The organism is Nocardioidaceae bacterium (assembly GCA_018672315.1).
Lineage (GTDB): Bacteria > Actinomycetota > Actinomycetes > Propionibacteriales > Nocardioidaceae > TYQ2.
In genome coordinates this window covers 3,289,211-3,305,935 of sequence record CP076053.1, presented here as the reverse complement: position 1 = coordinate 3,305,935, position 16,725 = coordinate 3,289,211, and the positions used below count along the sequence as shown (strand labels likewise).

The 16,725-nt window shown below is 71.7% G+C and carries 19 protein-coding genes; 8 read left to right on the top strand and 11 right to left on the bottom strand.

Translation table 11 applies throughout. The annotated features are described in order from the left end of the window. Positions 1–36 precede the first annotated feature (36 nt). Positions 37–843 carry a type I methionyl aminopeptidase gene (map, locus tag KLP28_15865; GenBank protein QWC84993.1) on the top strand — a complete coding sequence of 269 codons (807 nt, stop codon included), beginning with the start codon at positions 37–39 and terminating at the stop codon, positions 841–843. Here map and KLP28_15860 read toward each other — a convergent pair. Next, positions 816–2,414, bottom strand: a complete 1,599-nt coding sequence (locus tag KLP28_15860; GenBank protein ID QWC84992.1) for an ATP-binding cassette domain-containing protein — start codon at positions 2,412–2,414, stop codon at positions 816–818. The two genes, map and KLP28_15860, sit on opposite strands and share 28 nt — an antisense overlap. 331 nt (positions 2,415–2,745) lie before the next feature. On the opposite strand from KLP28_15860, the gene KLP28_15855 reads away from it, so the two are divergent. From KLP28_15855 to KLP28_15845, 3 genes are read left to right on the top strand one after another with little or no spacing between them, the layout of a single operon-like run. After that, positions 2,746–3,246 (top strand): biotin transporter BioY, encoded by a 501-nt coding sequence (locus KLP28_15855; protein ID QWC87034.1) that lies wholly within the window; start codon positions 2,746–2,748, stop codon positions 3,244–3,246. Between the two features lie 3 nt (positions 3,247–3,249). Then, positions 3,250–3,951, top strand: a complete 702-nt coding sequence (locus KLP28_15850) for an energy-coupling factor ABC transporter ATP-binding protein (GenBank protein QWC84991.1) — start codon at positions 3,250–3,252, stop codon at positions 3,949–3,951. Further along, entirely contained in the window at positions 3,948–4,583 is a 636-nt protein-coding gene (locus KLP28_15845; GenBank protein ID QWC84990.1) for an energy-coupling factor transporter transmembrane protein EcfT, read from the top strand. Before KLP28_15850 ends, KLP28_15845 begins: the two co-directional genes overlap by 4 nt. 3 nt (positions 4,584–4,586) lie before the next feature. Here the strand turns inward: KLP28_15845 and KLP28_15840 are convergent, their stop codons facing one another. The 10 genes from KLP28_15840 to KLP28_15795 all read right to left on the bottom strand — a co-directional run bounded on the left by KLP28_15840 (position 4,587) and on the right by KLP28_15795 (position 13,257). Continuing rightward, positions 4,587–5,549, bottom strand: coding sequence for a phosphotransferase (locus KLP28_15840; GenBank protein ID QWC84989.1), 963 nt, complete (start codon positions 5,547–5,549; stop codon positions 4,587–4,589). Between the two features lie 31 nt (positions 5,550–5,580). Continuing rightward, on the bottom strand, positions 5,581–6,219 hold the full coding sequence (locus tag KLP28_15835) for a hypothetical protein (protein QWC87033.1): 639 nt from the start codon (positions 6,217–6,219) through the stop codon (positions 5,581–5,583). A gap of 28 nt (positions 6,220–6,247) precedes the next feature. Continuing rightward, positions 6,248–6,667, bottom strand: a complete 420-nt coding sequence (locus KLP28_15830) for a metal-sulfur cluster assembly factor (protein ID QWC84988.1) — start codon at positions 6,665–6,667, stop codon at positions 6,248–6,250. A gap of 20 nt (positions 6,668–6,687) precedes the next feature. Further along, on the bottom strand, positions 6,688–7,146 hold the full coding sequence (locus KLP28_15825) for an SUF system NifU family Fe-S cluster assembly protein (GenBank protein ID QWC84987.1): 459 nt from the start codon (positions 7,144–7,146) through the stop codon (positions 6,688–6,690). 5 nt (positions 7,147–7,151) lie between these two features. Further along, on the bottom strand, positions 7,152–8,450 hold the full coding sequence (locus KLP28_15820; GenBank protein ID QWC84986.1) for a SufS family cysteine desulfurase: 1,299 nt from the start codon (positions 8,448–8,450) through the stop codon (positions 7,152–7,154). Continuing rightward, the gene (gene sufC, locus KLP28_15815; GenBank protein ID QWC84985.1) at positions 8,450–9,214 is read right to left on the bottom strand and encodes a Fe-S cluster assembly ATPase SufC; all 765 of its coding nucleotides are present in this window, start codon (positions 9,212–9,214) and stop codon (positions 8,450–8,452) included. Before sufC ends, KLP28_15820 begins: the two co-directional genes overlap by 1 nt. A gap of 34 nt (positions 9,215–9,248) precedes the next feature. Further along, positions 9,249–9,575 carry a non-heme iron oxygenase ferredoxin subunit gene (locus KLP28_15810; GenBank protein QWC84984.1) on the bottom strand — a complete coding sequence of 109 codons (327 nt, stop codon included), beginning with the start codon at positions 9,573–9,575 and terminating at the stop codon, positions 9,249–9,251. Next, positions 9,575–10,975, bottom strand: a complete 1,401-nt coding sequence (gene sufD / locus KLP28_15805; GenBank protein QWC84983.1) for a Fe-S cluster assembly protein SufD — start codon at positions 10,973–10,975, stop codon at positions 9,575–9,577. The genes KLP28_15810 and sufD overlap by 1 nt, the downstream gene beginning before the upstream one ends. A 102-nt stretch (positions 10,976–11,077) precedes the next feature. Further along, a complete protein-coding gene (sufB, locus tag KLP28_15800) occupies positions 11,078–12,496 on the bottom strand; it encodes a Fe-S cluster assembly protein SufB (protein ID QWC84982.1) in 1,419 nt (472 codons plus the stop codon). Between the two features lie 110 nt (positions 12,497–12,606). Further along, complete coding sequence (locus KLP28_15795) at positions 12,607–13,257, bottom strand: ArsR family transcriptional regulator (GenBank protein QWC84981.1); 651 nt, start codon at positions 13,255–13,257, stop codon at positions 12,607–12,609. A gap of 174 nt (positions 13,258–13,431) precedes the next feature. Here KLP28_15795 and KLP28_15790 point away from each other — a divergent pair, with 174 nt between their 5' ends. From KLP28_15790 to KLP28_15775, 4 genes are all read left to right on the top strand, one after another. Next, positions 13,432–14,367 (top strand): ABC transporter ATP-binding protein, encoded by a 936-nt coding sequence (locus KLP28_15790; protein QWC87032.1) that lies wholly within the window; start codon positions 13,432–13,434, stop codon positions 14,365–14,367. Between the two features lie 65 nt (positions 14,368–14,432). Next, a complete protein-coding gene (locus KLP28_15785) occupies positions 14,433–15,128 on the top strand; it encodes an ABC transporter permease (protein ID QWC87031.1) in 696 nt (231 codons plus the stop codon). A gap of 97 nt (positions 15,129–15,225) precedes the next feature. Then, positions 15,226–16,095: a COX15/CtaA family protein gene (locus KLP28_15780; protein QWC87030.1), complete on the top strand. Its 870-nt coding sequence runs from the start codon at positions 15,226–15,228 to the stop codon at positions 16,093–16,095. Positions 16,096–16,098: 3 nt separating this feature from the next. Further along, positions 16,099–16,587: an ATP-binding protein gene (locus KLP28_15775; GenBank protein QWC84980.1), complete on the top strand. Its 489-nt coding sequence runs from the start codon at positions 16,099–16,101 to the stop codon at positions 16,585–16,587. Positions 16,588–16,725: the final 138 nt, after the last annotated feature.

Sequence of the window (16,725 nt, the reverse complement as noted above, 5' to 3'; positions counted from 1 at the left end):
CATGGCGGCGAGCGTACGCGGCGGTAACCTCGCCGGGTGATCGAGATCCTGAGCCCGGCCCAGGCCACGCGTGCCCGCGCCAGCGGGGCGCTCGTCGGCGAGATCCTGCAGACGCTCCGCCACCGGGTCGCGCCGGGCACGAACCTGCTGGAGATCGACGCCTGGACGCGGACGATGATCCTCGACGCGGGCGCGGAGTCCTGCTACGTCGACTACGCGCCGTCCTTCGGTCGCGGCCCGTTCGGCCACTACATCTGCACGGGTGTGAACGACGCGGTGCTCCACGGACTCCCCCACGACCACGAGCTCCGCGACGGCGACCTCCTGAGCCTGGACCTGGCGGTGCTGCTCGACGGGGTCGCGGCGGACTCGGCACTCAGCTTCGTGGTGGGCGACTCCCGTCCGGCCGAGAGCCTCGCGCTCATCGAGGTGACCGAGCGGGCGCTGGATGCCGCCATCGCCGCCACGGGCCCCGGCGCGCGTCTCGGCGACGTCTCCCACGCGATCGGCACCGTCCTCACCGACGCCGGCTACCAGGTCAACACCGACTTCGGGGGCCACGGCATCGGCTCGACGATGCACCAGGACCCCCACGTGCCGAACCTCGGCCGACCCGGCCGGGGCTACCGGTTGCGCCCCGGTCTCATGCTCGCGCTCGAGCCGTGGGTGATGGCCGACACCGACGAGCTCGTCGTCGACGACGACGGCTGGACCCTGCGCAGCGCGACAGGCTGTCTGACCGCGCACAGCGAGCACACCGTGCTCGTCACCGACGACGGCGTCGAGGTGATCACGGCCCGGGACCGGGTGGGTGGTCAGGCCAGCGAGACCAGCTCGGCGTAGTCGTCGTTCCAGAGGTCCTCGGTGCCGTCGGGGAGGATCAGCACCCGATCGGGCTCCAGCGCCGTGACGGCGCCCTCGTCGTGCGTGACGAGCACGATCGCGCCCTCGTACGAGCGGATCGCGGCGAGCACCTCCTCGCGGCTGGCCGGGTCCAGGTTGTTGGTCGGCTCGTCCAGCAGCAGCACGTTGGCGCTGGAGACCACCAGCGAGGCCAGGGCCAGCCGGGTCTTCTCGCCACCCGAGAGCACCGACGCGGGCTTGTGCGCGTCGTCGCCGGAGAAGAGGAACGAGCCGAGCACCGAGCGGGCGTCGGTGTCGGTGAGCTGCGGGGCGGCGGACTGCATGTTCTCCAGCACCGTACGGCTCGTGTCGAGCGTCTCGTGCTCCTGCGCGTAGTAGCCGAGCTTGAGGCCGTGCCCGGGCTCGAGCTGCCCGGAGTCCGGGGTGTCGACACCGGCGAGGATGCGCAGCATCGTGGTCTTGCCCGCACCGTTGAGTCCCAGGATCACCACCCGGGAGCCCTTGTCGATCGCGAGGTCGACGCCGGTGAAGACCTCCAGCGACCCGTAGTGACGTGACAGGCCGGACGCCATCAGCGGGGTCTTGCCGCACGGGGCCGGGGCCGGGAAGGCGATGCGGGCGACCTTGTCGCTCTGGCGCTCGGCCTCGACGCCGCTCATCATCTTCTCGGCCCGCTTGAGCATCGACTGCGCGGCCTGGGCCTTGGTGGCCTTCGCGCGCATCTTGTTGGCCTGGTCGGTGAGCTGCTTGGCCTTCGACTCGGCGTTGACGCGCTCGCGACGACGCCGCACCTCGTCGGTCTCGCGCTGGGTCAGGTAGCGCTTCCAGCCCATGTTGTAGACGTCGATGACCTGGCGGTTCGCGTCGAGGTGCAGCACCTTGTTGACGGTCTGCTCGAGCAGGTTGTTGTCGTGGGAGATCACGATGAACCCACCGGTGTGCGCCTTGAGGTAGTCGCGCAGCCAGATGATGGAGTCGGCGTCCAGATGGTTGGTCGGCTCGTCGAGGATCAGCACCTCGGCGTCGGAGAACAGGATGCGGGCCAGCTCGACCCGGCGCCGCTGACCACCCGAGAGCGTCTTGAGCGGTTGGTCGAGGATGCGGTTCTCGATGCCCAGGCTCGCCGCGATCGTGGCGGCCTCGGACTCCGCGGCGTACCCGCCCTGGGCCTGCATCTCCTCCTCGGCGCGGGCGTAGCGACGCATCGCCTTCTCGCGTACGCCCGGGTCGTCGGAGCCCATCTGCTCCTCCGCCTGACGCATGCGTCCCACCGCGGCGTCGAGGCCGCGTGCCGAGAGGATCCGGTCACGGGCGAGCACCTCGGGGTCCCCCGTCCGCGGGTCCTGCGGCAGGTAGCCGACGGGACCGGTGGAGCTGACCTGCCCCGCGGCCGGGAGCTCGTCGCCGGCGAGGATCTTGGTCAGCGTCGTCTTGCCGGCGCCGTTGCGGCCGACGAGGCCGACCTTGTCGCCCTTGCCGACGCGGAACGAGACGTCCTCCATGAGGAGTCGGGCTCCCGCGCGCACCTCGACCTTGCTCGCGGTGATCACGCTGCTGCTCCTGCACGGTCGAGGTCGGTGGGGCCGGACGGGCCCTCTGCACGGGCCCTCTGCACGCCCCGTGTGCCGGGGCCGGGGGCCAGCCCTCGAGTCTAGGACTCCGCGGTGGGTGAGCCGAACCGAGCGAGGCCCGCGTGAGCAAGGCGACACGCGCCGGACTGTCCGGTAACCGAGCGTCTGCGGTCTACTGACGGCCGTGAGCGAACAGACGCACGACGACAGGAGCGCGGACACCGCGACCATCGACCGCGCCCGTGAGCTGACGCTCGTGCCGGTGTTCGCCGGCATCGTGGCCGCTCTCGGTGCGGTGCCCGCGATCAGCATGCCGATCGGCGTGCCCATCACCGCGCAGTCGCTCGGCGTGATGCTCGTGGGGGCGATCCTGGGTGCGCGTCGGGGCTTCCTGGCACTGCTGCTCTTCGTGGTGCTGGTGGCCGTCGGACTCCCTCTGCTCTCCTCGGGCGCGGCGGGTCTCGGCGTCTTCGTCGGTCCCACCGGTGGCTTCGTCATCGGCTGGCCCTTCGCCGCGTACGCCGTCGGCTGGCTCACCGAGCGGATCGGCACGCCGTACTCCGTGCCGCGCGGCATCGTCGCAAACCTCCTCGGCGGCATCGTCGTGATCTACGCCTTCGGCATCGTCGGGCTCGCCCTCGTCGGCGACGTCACGCTGCTCGAGGCCACCACCGGGTCGGCGGTCTTCGTGCCCGGCGACGTCGCCAAGGCCGTGATCGCCGCGCTGGTCGCGAAGGGGGTCCACGCGGCGTACCCGGGTCTGATCCCCGCGAGAGCGGCGCGCACCCCGAAGGATCCGGCAGGCGTCTGACCGGTGCTCATCGAGCTCGACGACGTCTCCCACCACTTCGGCGACGGTCCGTCGCGGCGACAGGTGCTGCGCGAGGTGGCATGGCGCGGCGACGAGGCGCGCATCGGTGTGATCGGTGCCAACGGGTCGGGCAAGTCGACGTTGGCGCGGCTTCTGAACGGGCTCGTCCTCCCGGCGGACGGCCACGTGCGGCTGGACGGGCTCGACACGCGACGCAGGACGAAGGCCGTGAGACGGCGCGTGGGGTTCTGCTTCACCGACCCCGACAGCCAGATCGTGATGCCGACCGTCGCCGAGGACCTCGCCTTCGGACTGCGCAGGCGCCTCCCGAAGGAGCAGGTCGAGGAACGGGTACGCCACTACCTCGAGCGCTTCGGGCTCACCGAGCACCGCGACCATCCCGCCCACCTGCTCTCCGGCGGGCAGAAGCAGCTGCTGGCTCTCGCCAGCGTGCTCGTGACCGAGCCCGACCTGCTGGTCATGGACGAGCCGACGACGCTGCTCGACCTGCGCAACGCCGCCGAGGTCAGCCGCGTGGTCGCCGGTCTCGAGCAGCAGGTCGTGCTCGTGACACACCAGCTGGACCTGCTCGCGGACTTCGACAGGGTGCTGGTGGTGCACGAGGGACGCGTCGTCGAGGACGACGCCCCCGCCGCCGCGATCGCGAGCTACCGCGAGCTGATGTCCGTCGACGGCGCTCCGTGAGCCAGCTCGGGGTCTACCAGCCGGGCGGCTCGGTCCTGCACCGCGCACGCCCCGGGCTCAAGCTCACCGCGCTCGTGGCGGTGGGCGGCCTCGTCGTGGCCCTGCCCGGGTGGGTGTCCGTCACGGTCGCGCTGGGGCTGGTCCTCGCGGCGTACGCCGGGGCCGGACTCCCGATGCGGTCGGCCTGGAAGCAGTGCCGACCGCTGCTGCCGATCCTCGTGGCGCTCGGGGTCTTCCAGACGTTGTCGGTCGGTGCCGGCCGGGCGGCGGAGATCGTGCTGACGCTGCTCACCCTCGTGCTGCTCGCCGGACTGGTGACCTTGACGACGCGCACCACGGCGATGGTGGACGCGCTGGTCGTCGCCGTCGGTCCGTTGCGGCGGTTCGGTGTCGATCCCGACCGTGTCGGCCTCTCGCTCGCGCTGGGGATCCGAGCGGTGCCCCTGGTCGTCTCGCTGGCCCAGCAGGTGCGGGAGGCGCAGCTGGCCCGCGGTCTCGGGTTGAGTCCCACGGCCTTCGCGGTCCCTCTGATCGTCCGCGCGCTGCGACGGTCCGACGCCATGGCCGAGGCACTGGTCGCCCGCGGGGCGCTCGACGACGACATCGATGCCTCGACCTCCACTCGAGGGTGAGGCTCAGGTGAGCATCGGCTCGATGTCGGCGTACGCCCGCTGCAGAGCGCGCACCGACGGAGCCACGGCGGGATGGCGCAGCTTCGCCGACCACCCGCCCTCTCCCCCACGCACCCTCTCGAGCACGCGGTCGAGCCTGGTCAGCACGGTGAAGGCCATGTGGACCCGCGCCCCGAGCAGCACGTCGTCGGGCTGCACCCTCACGCCCGCCGCCTCGGCGGCGGTGACGTACGCGTCGGCCAGCGGCAGGAGTCTCGACCTCGTGTGGAGGGCGAAGAAGCCGAGGTCGAGACCGACCGGGCCCGTCCCGGCCGCCGACCAGTCGCAGGCGACCACGGTGGCTGCGCCCGGGCTCAGGCTGTGCGCGGCTCCCGCGCGACCGAGCAGGTTGCCGGGCGTCACGTCCCCGTGGGTGACCACGCGCGGCAGTGCGGCGAGGCGCCCACGCCACTCGGTCCGTCGGCCCCACACCGCCCGGGCGACCTCCGAGGCGGGGGTCTCCGCCAGCGTGGTCCACCCGCCGGTGGCCTCCACGCCGCGCCACCGGTCCCCGACCAGGTCGTCGCACACCCACGCGTCCGTCGGGATGCGCGCCGCCGTGAGCGTGCCGAGGGCGTGGGCGACGGCGACCTCGTCGGCTGGTGGTCGTTCCACCCACGGCCACCAGAGCGTGACGCCGTCGTCGTCCTCCTCGACGAGGCCGCCCCCGGGACCACGCAGGCCGGGCAGCCCCTCGGCCCACCGCGCCTGCACCACGTCCGCCTCACGCCGCCACCACAGGACGTGTCCGGGGTCCAGCGGCGCGAGGTCGGCCTCGTCGAGCTCGGCGCCTGCCGGGTGTCGCGCGAGCGGCGACACCAGACGCTTGCCCACCCACGGCCCGCGGTCGGGCACCTCGCGGCGCCAGACGCGGGAGCCGTCACCGACGGCTGCGAGCCGCTCCCAGGTCGGGTCGGGTGACCACACGGGTCGATCGTAGAGCCGGCGGAGCGAGGGATCAGGCGTTGCGGACGGTGACACGCACGGCGCACGCGGACTCCACGGCCGCGTCCAGCACCTTCCCCGTCGGGTCCGGCACGTCGAGGAGATCCCTGACGACGGCCTCGCCGAGCGTACGGAGCCGCGGATCGGCGAGCACGGCCTCGATCCCGGCGCGGTCCCCGCCGACGACGACGAGCGGCACCGCGGGAGCATCCGACGGCGCGAGGATCCTCGCCGCGTGACCGGCTGCCGCCTCGTACGCCGCGATCGCCTGGTTGGCCCGCCGCCTCGCGAACCGCTGCTGCGACTGACCTCCGGCCTTGGTGCGCCCCTGGACGTGCCGCTGCCCGACCTTGCGTCCGCGGGGCTCGCGCCCGCTCAGGCGCACCACGGCGAACCCGCCCCTCCGCACCAGCAGCACCCCCCAGTCGGGCGGCGGCTCGCACGCCGCGGCCAGTGCCTGGACGGCGGTGCCGGCACTCATCGCGGCTTCCGGTGGGACCTCGCGACCGAACGGCGCCTGCAGGTGCGCCCAGGAGCCGTCAGCGGCCTGCAGCGTCACGCAGCCGTCGTCGACCGCCCACACCGTCCCCCCGTGGGCGGCGACGAAGTTGTCGCACCATCGCGCGACGCGGTCGGCGGCCACGCGGACCACGCGCGCCGCCGGGTCGGTCACGGACTGATCAGACGTTGAAGCCCAGGGCGCGCAGCTGCTCCCGGCCGTCGTCGGTGATCTTGTCCGGGCCCCACGGCGGCATCCAGACCCAGTTGATGTGGACACCGTTGACGAGGCCCTCCAGGGCCTGGTCGGTCTGGTCCATGATGACGTCGGTCAGCGGGCACGCCGCCGAGGTCAGCGTCATGTCGATGACCGCGGACTGGTCAGGCTCGACGTGCACCCCGTAGACGAGGCCGAGGTCGACGACGTTGATGCCCAGCTCGGGGTCGACGACGTCCTTCATCGCCTCGGTGACGTCCTCGACCGTGACCGCGGTGCCGGCGACGGGCTGCGGGGAGTTCGCCGCGTCCGTGACCTGCTGCAGGTCGGAGTGGTCGGGCTGCGTGGCAGCAGCGGTCGTGTCGTGCTTGATCGGCTCGGCCATGGGGGCCTCCTCGTCGATTGTCAGGTCTGGTTGCTCTGGTGCAACGCGTCCTCGAAGGCCATCCAGGCCAGCAGGGCGCACTTCACGCGGCCGGGGAACTTCGCGACGCCCACGAAGGCGACGCCGTCGCCAAGCAGGTCCTCGTCGGGCTCGGTCTCGGGCCTGCCCTTGGACTGCATCAACGCCTTGAACCCCGCCAGCGATTCCAGTGCTGCGGGCACGGGACGACCGACCAGCTGCTCGTGGGCGACCGAGGCGCCCGCCTGGCTGATCGAGCAGCCCTCGGCGTCGTAGGAGACGTCGGCGACGCGCCGGTCGTCGCCGTCGCCCTCCAGGGTGAGGCGCAGGGTGATCTCGTCGCCGCAGGTCGGGTTCACGTGGTGCACCTCGACGGCGTACGGCTCGCGCAGACCCGCGCCGACGGGATTCTTGTAGTGGTCCAGGATGATGTCCTGGTACAGCGAGTCGAGCTGGCTCACCGCGCTCACCTCCGTCCGAAGTAGTCGAGGCACGCACCGAGACCGTCGATCAGAGCCTCCACCTCGGAGGGCGTCGTGTACAGGTAGCCCGAGGCGCGTGTCGAGCTCTGCACCCCCAGCCGCGCGTGGGCGGGCTTCGCGCAGTGGTGACCGGCCCGCACCGCCACACCCCGGCTGTCGAGCACCTGGGCGACGTCGTGCGGGTGCACGCCGGCGAGCTCGAAGCTCACCGCGCCCCCGCGGTCGGTCATGTCGGTCGGGCCCAGCACACGGACGCCCGGCACCGTCTGCAGGCCCTCGAGCAGCTGCGCGGTGACGGCGCGCTCGTGGGCGTGCACCGCGTCCATCCCGAGGTCCCGCAGGTAGGTCAGGGCAGCACCCAGGCCCACCGCCTCGACGATGGGTGGGGTGCCCGCCTCGAAACGGTGGGGCAACCCCGCGTACGTCGACCGCTCCATGGTGACCGTCTCGATCATCTCGCCGCCCCCCATGAACGGGGGCAGCTGGGAGAAGACCTCGGAGCGTCCCCACAGCACGCCGATGCCGGTGGGGCCGACACACTTGTGCCCGGTGAAGGCCAGGAAGTCCGCCCCGAGGGCACCGACGTCGACCGGCATCTGCGGCACGGCCTGGGAGCCGTCGACGACGACGAGCGCACCGAGGGCCTTGGCCTTCGCGGCGAGCCCGGCGACAGGATTGACGGTGCCGAGCATGTTGGAGACCCACGTCAGGCTGAGCACCTTCGTGCGCTCGGTCAGCAGGTCGTCGAGGTGCTCCAGGTCGAGGCGACCCTCGTCGGTGAGGCCGATCCACCGCAGCGTCGCGCCCGTCCGCTCGCACAAGAGCTGCCACGGCACGATGTTGGAGTGGTGCTCCATCTCGGTGACCAGCACCTCGTCGCCCGGCCCGACGCGCAGGTCGCCCGGTGCCCAGGCCAGGGTCTGGGCCAGCAGGTTCAGCGCCTCGGAGGCGTTCTTGGTGAAGACGACCTCCTCGCGCGCCGTCGCCCCGATGAACGAGGCCACGACGTCGCGGGCGACCTCGAACGCCTCGGAGGACTCGGCCCCCAGGGTGTGCATCGCGCGCGCGACGTTGGCGTTGTGGTGCTCGAGGTGGTCGACCATCGTGTCGATGACGACCTGCGGCTTCTGCGAGGTGTTCGCGGAGTCCAGGTACACCAGCGGCTGGCCGTCGCCGACGGTGCGGGACAGGATCGGGAAGTCCGCGCGCACGACCTCCAGGTCGGGCAGCAGCTGCCCGACCTGCGCCACGCGCGGCGTCTCCGTCACCTGTCCGGTGCTCATCAGGCCTGGGCCCCCGCCTTCACGAAGCGGTCGTAGCCCTCGGCCTCGAGCTGGTCGGCCAGCTCGGGACCGCCCTGCTCGGCGACGCGGCCGTCGACGAAGACGTGCACCTTGTCGGGCTTGATGTAGCGCAGGATGCGCGTGTAGTGCGTGATCAGCAGGACGCCCTTGTCACCGTTCGCGGCGAACCGGTTGACGCCGTCGGACACGACGCGCAGCGCGTCGATGTCGAGACCCGAGTCGGTCTCGTCCAGCACGGCGACCTTCGGGTCCAGCAGCTCCAGCTGGGCGATCTCGTGACGCTTCTTCTCACCGCCGGAGAAGCCCTCGTTGACCGAGCGCTGGCTGAAGGACTTGTCCAGGTCGACCTGCTCCAGCGCGGAGTTGACGTCCTTGACCCACGTGCGCAGCTTGGGGGCCTCGCCGTCGATGGCGGTCTTCGCCGTACGCAGGAAGTTCGCCACGGACACACCGGGCACCTCGACCGGGTACTGCATCGCGAGGAAGAGGCCCGCCCGGGCACGCTCGTCGACCTCCATGGCCAGCACGTCCTCGCCGTCGAGGAGCACCTCGCCGGAGGTGACCTGGTACTTCGGGTGTCCGGCGATCGAGTACGCGAGCGTCGACTTGCCCGAGCCGTTGGGCCCCATGATCGCGTGCACCTCGCCGTCGTCGATCACGAGGTCGACGCCCTTGAGGATCTCCTTGGGACCGTCCTCGGTGTCGACGCTGACGTGCAGGTTGCGGATCTCCAGAGTTGACATGTCGTGTCCTTCGTTCGAATCGGGTGGACGCCGGTCAGGCGTCGTTGGTCTGCTGGTCGATGTCGACGAGCACGAGGCCGTCCTCGATCTTGGTGGCGTACGTCGCGACCGGCTCGGTGGCGGGCGGGCCGCTCGGCTCGCCGGTGCGCAGGTCGAACATCGAGCCGTGCATCCAGCACTCGATGCGGCAGTTCTCGACGTCGCCCTCGGACAGGGACACCGCGGCGTGCGTGCAGAGGTCGTCCACGGCGTACACCGCGTCGTCGACCTTCACGACGGCCAGGTCGAACCCGTCGACGGTGAGCTGGTGCGGCTTGTTGTCGGCCAGGTCCTCGAGCCGGCAGACCTCCGCGTACGCCATCAGGACGCACCTCCGTCGTGCTCGACCGGACGCGGCGCCTCGGCCGGCACCGCGGTCGTCGGCGCCGAGGTGCTCACGGCGCCGACCTCCTTCGCGAGCTCCGCCTCGACGGCGGAGGAGAGCCGGCTCTCCAGCTCGGGCACGCCGATGCGTCGCACGAGCTCGTTGAAGAAGCCGTGCACGACCAGCCGACGGGCCTCGACCTCGTCGATGCCGCGGCTGCGCAGGTAGAACAGCTGGTTGTCGTCGAAGCGGCCGGTCGCCGAGGCGTGCCCCGCTCCCTCGATCTCACCCGTCTCGATCTCCAGGTTCGGCACCGAGTCGGCCTGGCAGCCGTCGGTGAGCACGAGGTTGCGGTTCTCCTCGTAGGTCTCGATGCCGGTGGCCTCCTTGCGGATCAGCACGTTGCCGATCCACACCGAGTGCGCGCCCTGACCCTGCAGGGCTCCCTTGTAGGAGACGTTGGAACGCGTACGCGGCTCGTTGTGGTCGACGAAGAGCCGGTGCTCGATGTGCTGACCCTCGTCGGCGAAGTAGAGGCCGAGCATCTCGACCTCACCGCCGGGGCCGGCGTACTCCGCGGTCGTGTCGTGGCGCACCACGTCACCCCCGAAGGAGACCGAGACGTGGCGCAGCCGGGCGTCGCGCCCGACCCTGGCGAACTGCGTCGAGTGGTGCACCGCGTCGTCGGCCCAGTCCTGCAGCGAGACCACGGTCAGCTCCGCGCCGTCCTCGACGACGATCTCGACGTTGTCGGCGGCGGTGGCACTGCCCTCGAACACGAGAGCGACCGTCGCCCGGGAGAACTTCTCCGCCCGGATGACCACGTGACCGGCCGTGCCGTCCTCGACGCCCGCACCCTTGAAGGTGAGCGTGGTGGCGGCCTCGACGACCTGCTCCGTGGGCACCGTGACGACGATGGCGCCGTCGGCGGCGTCCCAAGCGCGGGCCGAGACCCGGTCGCGGGGCACCAGGCCCGAGGAACCGCGGGCCGCGTGGTCGGCGCCCACCTGGTCGACGCTCACGCCATCCGCGGCCGACACCTCGACCTCCAGGCTGCCCGCCAGCGACGCGTCGTCGTGGAGGCCCTTGAGGCGCTTGAGCGGTGTGAAGCGCCAGATCTCCTCACGGCCGGTCGGCACCGGGTGGTCGGCCAGGTCGAAGGATCCCTCGGGGTGCAGGTGGGAGCTGACCTTGCCGCGCGGTGCGGTCTCGATCGCGCTCGACACAGCAGTCTCGTCTGTCACAGTCACTTCGCTATCGATGTCCTTGTTCTTGTGGTGACCCGATGGCCCCACCGTGTGCGTGGTCGTGGACGGCCGGAGGACGGCCGCCCCGAGGAGCGTCAAGCGGCTTGGCCGCGGCGAGCGCCGGCGGCGCGTGAGCACGGCGTACGCCATGCGCTCGACGCGCCGCCGCAGCGACGGGGGTGGCTGTCCGCAGGACGGCCGGGGCCACGTGCACGCCCGGCAGTCGGGTCGGCACCGCCCGCCGCGCAGGCGCTACCCGACCCCGCCCTCCATCTGCAGCTCGATCAGGCGGTTGAGCTCGAGGGCGTACTCCATCGGGAGCTCCTTGGCGATGGGCTCGACGAAGCCGCGCACGATCATCGCCATGGCCTCGTCCTCCTCCATGCCGCGGCTCATCAGGTAGAAGAGCTGGTCCTCGGAGACCTTCGAGACCGTGGCCTCGTGACCCATCGAGACGTCGTCCTCGCGGATGTCGACGTAGGGGTAGGTGTCGGACCGGCTGATCTGGTCGACGAGCAGGGCGTCGCAGAGCACGTTGGACTTGGAGCCGTACGCGCCCTCGTCGACCTGGATGAGGCCGCGGTAGGAGGTGCGACCGCCGCCGCGGGCCACCGACTTGCTCAGGATCGAGCTCGAGGTGTGCGGCGCGGCGTGCACCATCTTCGCGCCGGCGTCCTGGTGCTGGCCCTCGCCCGCGAAGGCGATAGAGAGCGTCTCGCCCTTGGCGTGCTCGCCCATCAGGTAGATGGCCGGGTACTTCATGGTCACCTTGGAGCCGATGTTGCCGTCGACCCACTCCATGGTCGCGCCGGCCTCGCAGGTGGCGCGCTTGGTGACGAGGTTGTACACGTTGTTCGACCAGTTCTGGATGGTCGTGTAGCGGCAGCGGCCGCCTTTCTTCACGACGATCTCGACGACGGCTGAGTGCAGCGAGTCGCTGGAGTAGATCGGCGCCGTGCAGCCCTCGACGTAGTGCACGTAGGCGTCCTCGTCGACGATGATCAGCGTGCGCTCGAACTGGCCCATGTTCTCGGTGTTGATGCGGAAGTAGGCCTGCAGCGGGATCTCGACGTGCACGCCCTTGGGGACGTAGATGAACGAGCCGCCGGACCACACCGAGGTGTTGAGCGCGGAGAACTTGTTGTCACCGGTCGGGATGACGGTGCCGAAGTACTCCTGGAACAGCTCGGGGTGCTCCTTGAGCGCGGTGTCGGTGTCGAGGAAGAGCACGCCCTGCTTCTCGAGTTCCTCGTTGATCGAGTGGTAGACCACCTCGGACTCGTACTGTGCGGCGACACCGGCGACCAGGCGCTGCTTCTCCGCCTCGGGGATGCCGAGCTTGTCGTAGGTGTTCTTGATCTCCTCGGGCAGGTCGTCCCAGGTCTGGGCCTGCTTCTCCGAGGACCGCACGAAGTACTTGATGTTGTCGAAGTCGATGTCGTCGAGCTCGGCGCCCCAGCGCGGCATCGGCTTGCGGCCGAAGAGCTTGAGGCCCTTCAGACGCATGTCGAGCATCCACTGCGGCTCGGACTTCTTCTCCGAGATGTCGCGCACGACCTCCTCGGTCAGACCCCGCTTGGCGGACTCGCCGGCGGTGTCGGAGTCGTGCCAGCCGAACTCGTACCGCCCGATGCCCTCGAGTCCTGGGTTGCGCTCGTCGATGGTCGTCATCGCGGTGCTTCTCCGTCCCGTTGCTGAATGGTGCTGAAGGATGCTTCTGTGCTGCTGTCCGGTGCTGCTGATCCGGCTGCTGAACCGGTGCGTACGTCCGGTGCAACGCCTCAGGTGCGCTGCGTAGTCCTGCCGTCCGGGATGCAGGTGGTGCACACGGCGTCGCCGTGCGCGATGGTGGCGAGCCGCAGCACGTGGCGGTCGAGCACCCGCCCGATCACCTCGGTCTCCGCCTCGCAGAGCTGGGGGAACTCCCCCGCCACGTGGGCGACCGGGCAGTGCTGCTGACACAGCTGCTGACCGGCCGGGCCCTGCTGGACCGAGGCGGCGTACCCGTGCTCGGAGAGAGCCCGGGCCATCGCCTCGGTCGGTGCCATGTCGGTCTCGTCGCTGATCCGCGCGTACGAGGTCTCGATGGCAGCAGCTCGCTGTCGCGCGAACGCCGTCACCGCCTCCTCACCCTGGGTGTCTGCGAGGAATCGCAGCGCCTGGGCGGCGAGGTCGTCGTACCCGGGCTTCAGCGCGTCGCGGCCCGACGGCGTGAGGAGGAACTCGCGCGCCGGCCGACCGCGGCCCCGGGTGCCCCGCACGGCGGCGTCCCGGGTCGTGAGGGTGCCGTCGTCCACCAGCAGCTCCAGGTGACGCCTGACCGCCGCCGGGGTGAGATCCAGCCGCTCCGCGAGGGAGGCGGCCGTCGCCGGACCGTGCTCGAGTAGGGCAGAGACGACCCGCTCACGGGTCGGCTGCTCACGCTCGGTCATTTGCACAACACCACTGTGACGTAATTCGGGTGGGGCGTTCAAGGAAGGGTGCCCTTGCCTGTCGCTTGCCTGTCGCTTGCCTGTCGCCTGCCTGTCGTGGCGCGTGCGCAGCATTCCTACACTGGCAGCATGCCGCCCCCCGACGCGTCCGCCGTGGCCGTCGAGGGACTCCGGATGACCTACGGCGACAAGACGGCACTCGACGACCTCGGGCTGCACGTCGAGCGCGGCTCGATCACCGCCCTGCTGGGCCGCAACGGCGCCGGCAAGACGACCCTGCTCGAGACCTGCGAGGGCTACCGCCGTCCCGACGCCGGCACCGTGCGTGTGCTCGGTCTCGACCCCGTCGCGGACCGGGCCGCCCTGATGCCGCGCATCGGCGTGATGCTGCAGTCCGGTGGGGCCTGGTCGGGCGTGCGCGCCGTGGAGATGCTCGAGCACCTCGCCCGTCTGCACGCGGACCCGGTGCCCACCGCCCTGCTCGTCGACAGGCTGGGGCTCACCGACTGCGGCAGCACGCCGTACCGCCGGCTCTCGGGGGGTCAGCAGCAGCGGCTCTCGCTGGCCATGGCCCTGGTCGGACGGCCCGAGCTGCTCTTCGTCGACGAGCCCACCGCCGGCATGGACCCCGGGGCGCGACGCACCACCTGGGAGCTCCTGGAGGAGGTGCGCGCCGACGGTGCGACGGTCGTGCTGACCACGCACTACCTCGACGAGGCCGAACGCCTGGCCGACACGGTGCACATCCTGGACCGGGGCCGCTTGGTGGCGTCCGGCTCCCCGGCCACCCTGACCGCCTCCACCGGCACCATCCGCCTGGTCGCCTCCGAGCCGCTGCCCGCCTCCGCGGCCGAGCAGCTGGCCGCGCACCTGTCCGTACGCGCCGCAGCCGCGACCGTGACCGCCACCGACGCCACCACGCTGCTCGTCGCGGGCGACGTGGACCTGGACCACCTCGGCGCCGTCGTCGCGTGGTGCCGCGAGCACGGCGTCGGCGCCGACCAGCTCACCCTGGGCAGGCGCACGCTGGAGGACGTCTTCCTCGACCTCACGAGGGTCGCGGCCACGCCTCCGGCCCAGCCCGCGGCCGACCCGGGGGTGGTCGTGTGAGCGGCACGTTCACCCCGTCGCCGGGCGGGTCGTCGTACGCAGCCCAGGTGCGTGCCCAGGGCCTCATGGAGACACGGCTGCTGCTGCGCAACGGCGAGCAGCTGGTGCTGGCCCTGGTGATCCCGGTGCTGGCCCTCGTCGCGGGCGTGCTGGGGGCTGCGCGCGTCGGGATCGACCTGGCCGAGCCCGCGGTCGACGTGCTCACCCCCGGGGTGCTGGCGCTCGCCGTCATGTCGACGTCCTTCGCCTCGCTGGCGATCGCCACGGGCTTCGAGCGGCGGTACGGCGTGCTCAAGCGCCTCGGCACCTCTCCCCTGCCCCGCACCGGCCTGCTCCTGGGCAAGGTCGTCGCGTTGCTGAGCGTGCAGGTCGTGCAGGTCGTCGTGATCAGCGCCGTCGGCCTGGGCCTGGGATGGCGTCCCTCGCCCGACCTGCCCGCCGCGGTCGCCGCCCTGGTGCTCGGGACGGCGGCGTTCGCCTCCCTCGGCCTGCTCGTCGCCGGGGCGCTGCGTGCCGAGGCGACGCTCGCCCTGGCCAACCTCGTCTTCCTGCTCCTGATGGTCGGCGGCGGGGTCGTGCTGCCGACCGAGGAGTACGGAGCCCTCGGTGGTGTCGTCGCGCTGCTGCCCTCCGGGGCGCTCGGGGACGCGATGCGTACGGCCTTCATCGACGGCGCCTTCGCCGGGGGCTCGCTCCTCGTCCTGGCGGCATGGGCCGCCGCCGGCACCGCCCTGACCGCCCGCACCTTCTCCTGGGAGTGACGTCGTGACCAGCTCCGCCCCTCGTGCGCCCGCCGGCCGGCCGGCCGGCCGGGACCCCCTGCGCAAGCGGCACACCGGACGACCCGTCGACCGCTGGCTGCCCCACGTCGCCTGGGCGACGCTGCTCGCGAACATCGGGATCATCCTGACCGGCGGGGCCGTGCGCCTGACCGGTTCGGGCCTCGGGTGCCCGACGTGGCCGCGCTGCACTGAGGACTCCTTCGTGCCGACCGGGGAGCTGCAGATCCACTCCGCGATCGAGTTCGGCAACCGGCTGCTGACCTTCGTGCTGACCGCGGTGGCGATCGCGACCCTCGTGGTGGTGTGGCGCTCCTCGCGACCCGACCTGCGACGGCTCGCCGTCGTGCTCGCCGTCGGCATCCCCCTGCAGGCGGCCATCGGTGGGATCACCGTGCTCACCGGCCTGAACCCCTGGACCGTCGGCGTGCACCTCGTCGTCTCGCTCGCCATGGTGAGTCTCGCGACGCTGATGCTGTGGCGTCTGGACCACCCGGTGCCCGACGAGCGGCCCGGGGCGATGCCACGACTGGCGCTCGCGACGTACGCAGCGGCATGGGCGGTGCTGGTCGTCGGCACCGTGGTGACCGGGTCCGGTCCCCACGCGGGCGATGCGGACGTGGCGCGCAACGGGCTCGACCCGCTGCAGCTCTCCCAGGTGCACGCCGACCTGGTGTTCCTCCTGGTCGGGCTGACCGTGGCGTGCGTGCTCGTCTCCCGCGGCCCGGTGCGGGCGGCCGCGCTCGCGCTACTGGCCGTGGAGCTGGCACAGGGCGTCGTCGGCTTCGTGCAGTACTTCCGCGACCTCCCGATCGTGCTCGTCGAGCTGCACCTGCTCGGCGCCGCGCTGGTCGCCGTGTACGCCACGCGGCTCCTGCTCGTCGCCCGCGAGGTGCGGCCCGACGAGCCGGCGACGGAGCGGGTCCAGGCAGCCGCCACGGTCCGCTGAGCCGTGACGCGTCTCTTCGTCGTCGCGGGCATGCCGGGTGCGGGCAAGACGACGAGGGCCGCCGCCCTCGCCGTACGCCACGACGCGGTGCACCTGCAGACCGACGCGTGGCTGTCGGCACAGGGCCTGGACCTGCTCGACGCGCCCCTGCGGCGACGGACGGAGCGGCAGCTGTGGCGGCACGGACGCGACCTGTTGGGCCGTCGGGTGAGCGTGGTGCTCGACTTCGGGGCCTGGTCCCGCCTGGAGCGTGAGCGCTACCGCCGCGGTGCCCGCGAGCTCGGGGTCGCGGTGGAGCTGCACTGTCTCGACGTGCCGCTCGAGGAGCGCGTACGCCGGGTCACAGCCCGCGCGGCCTCGGCAGCGGCCGCCGGCCGGGCGGTCGCCGAGCCGACAGCTGCGGAGCAGGCGGCCTGGGCCACCCTGTGGCAGCCCGCGACCCCGGACGAGCTCGCCGCGTACGACCCTCCGATCGCCCCACCGCGCATGTAACCCCATGTTGTCGCCGCTCCGCGCGGCCCCGGCGCCGCGCGGAGCGACCACAACACCGTCGGAGTCGTTTGAGTCGCGCGACAGCGTCGATCACCGTCGGGCCGGCGCGGACGACGTCACTCACTCGATCGCTCACCC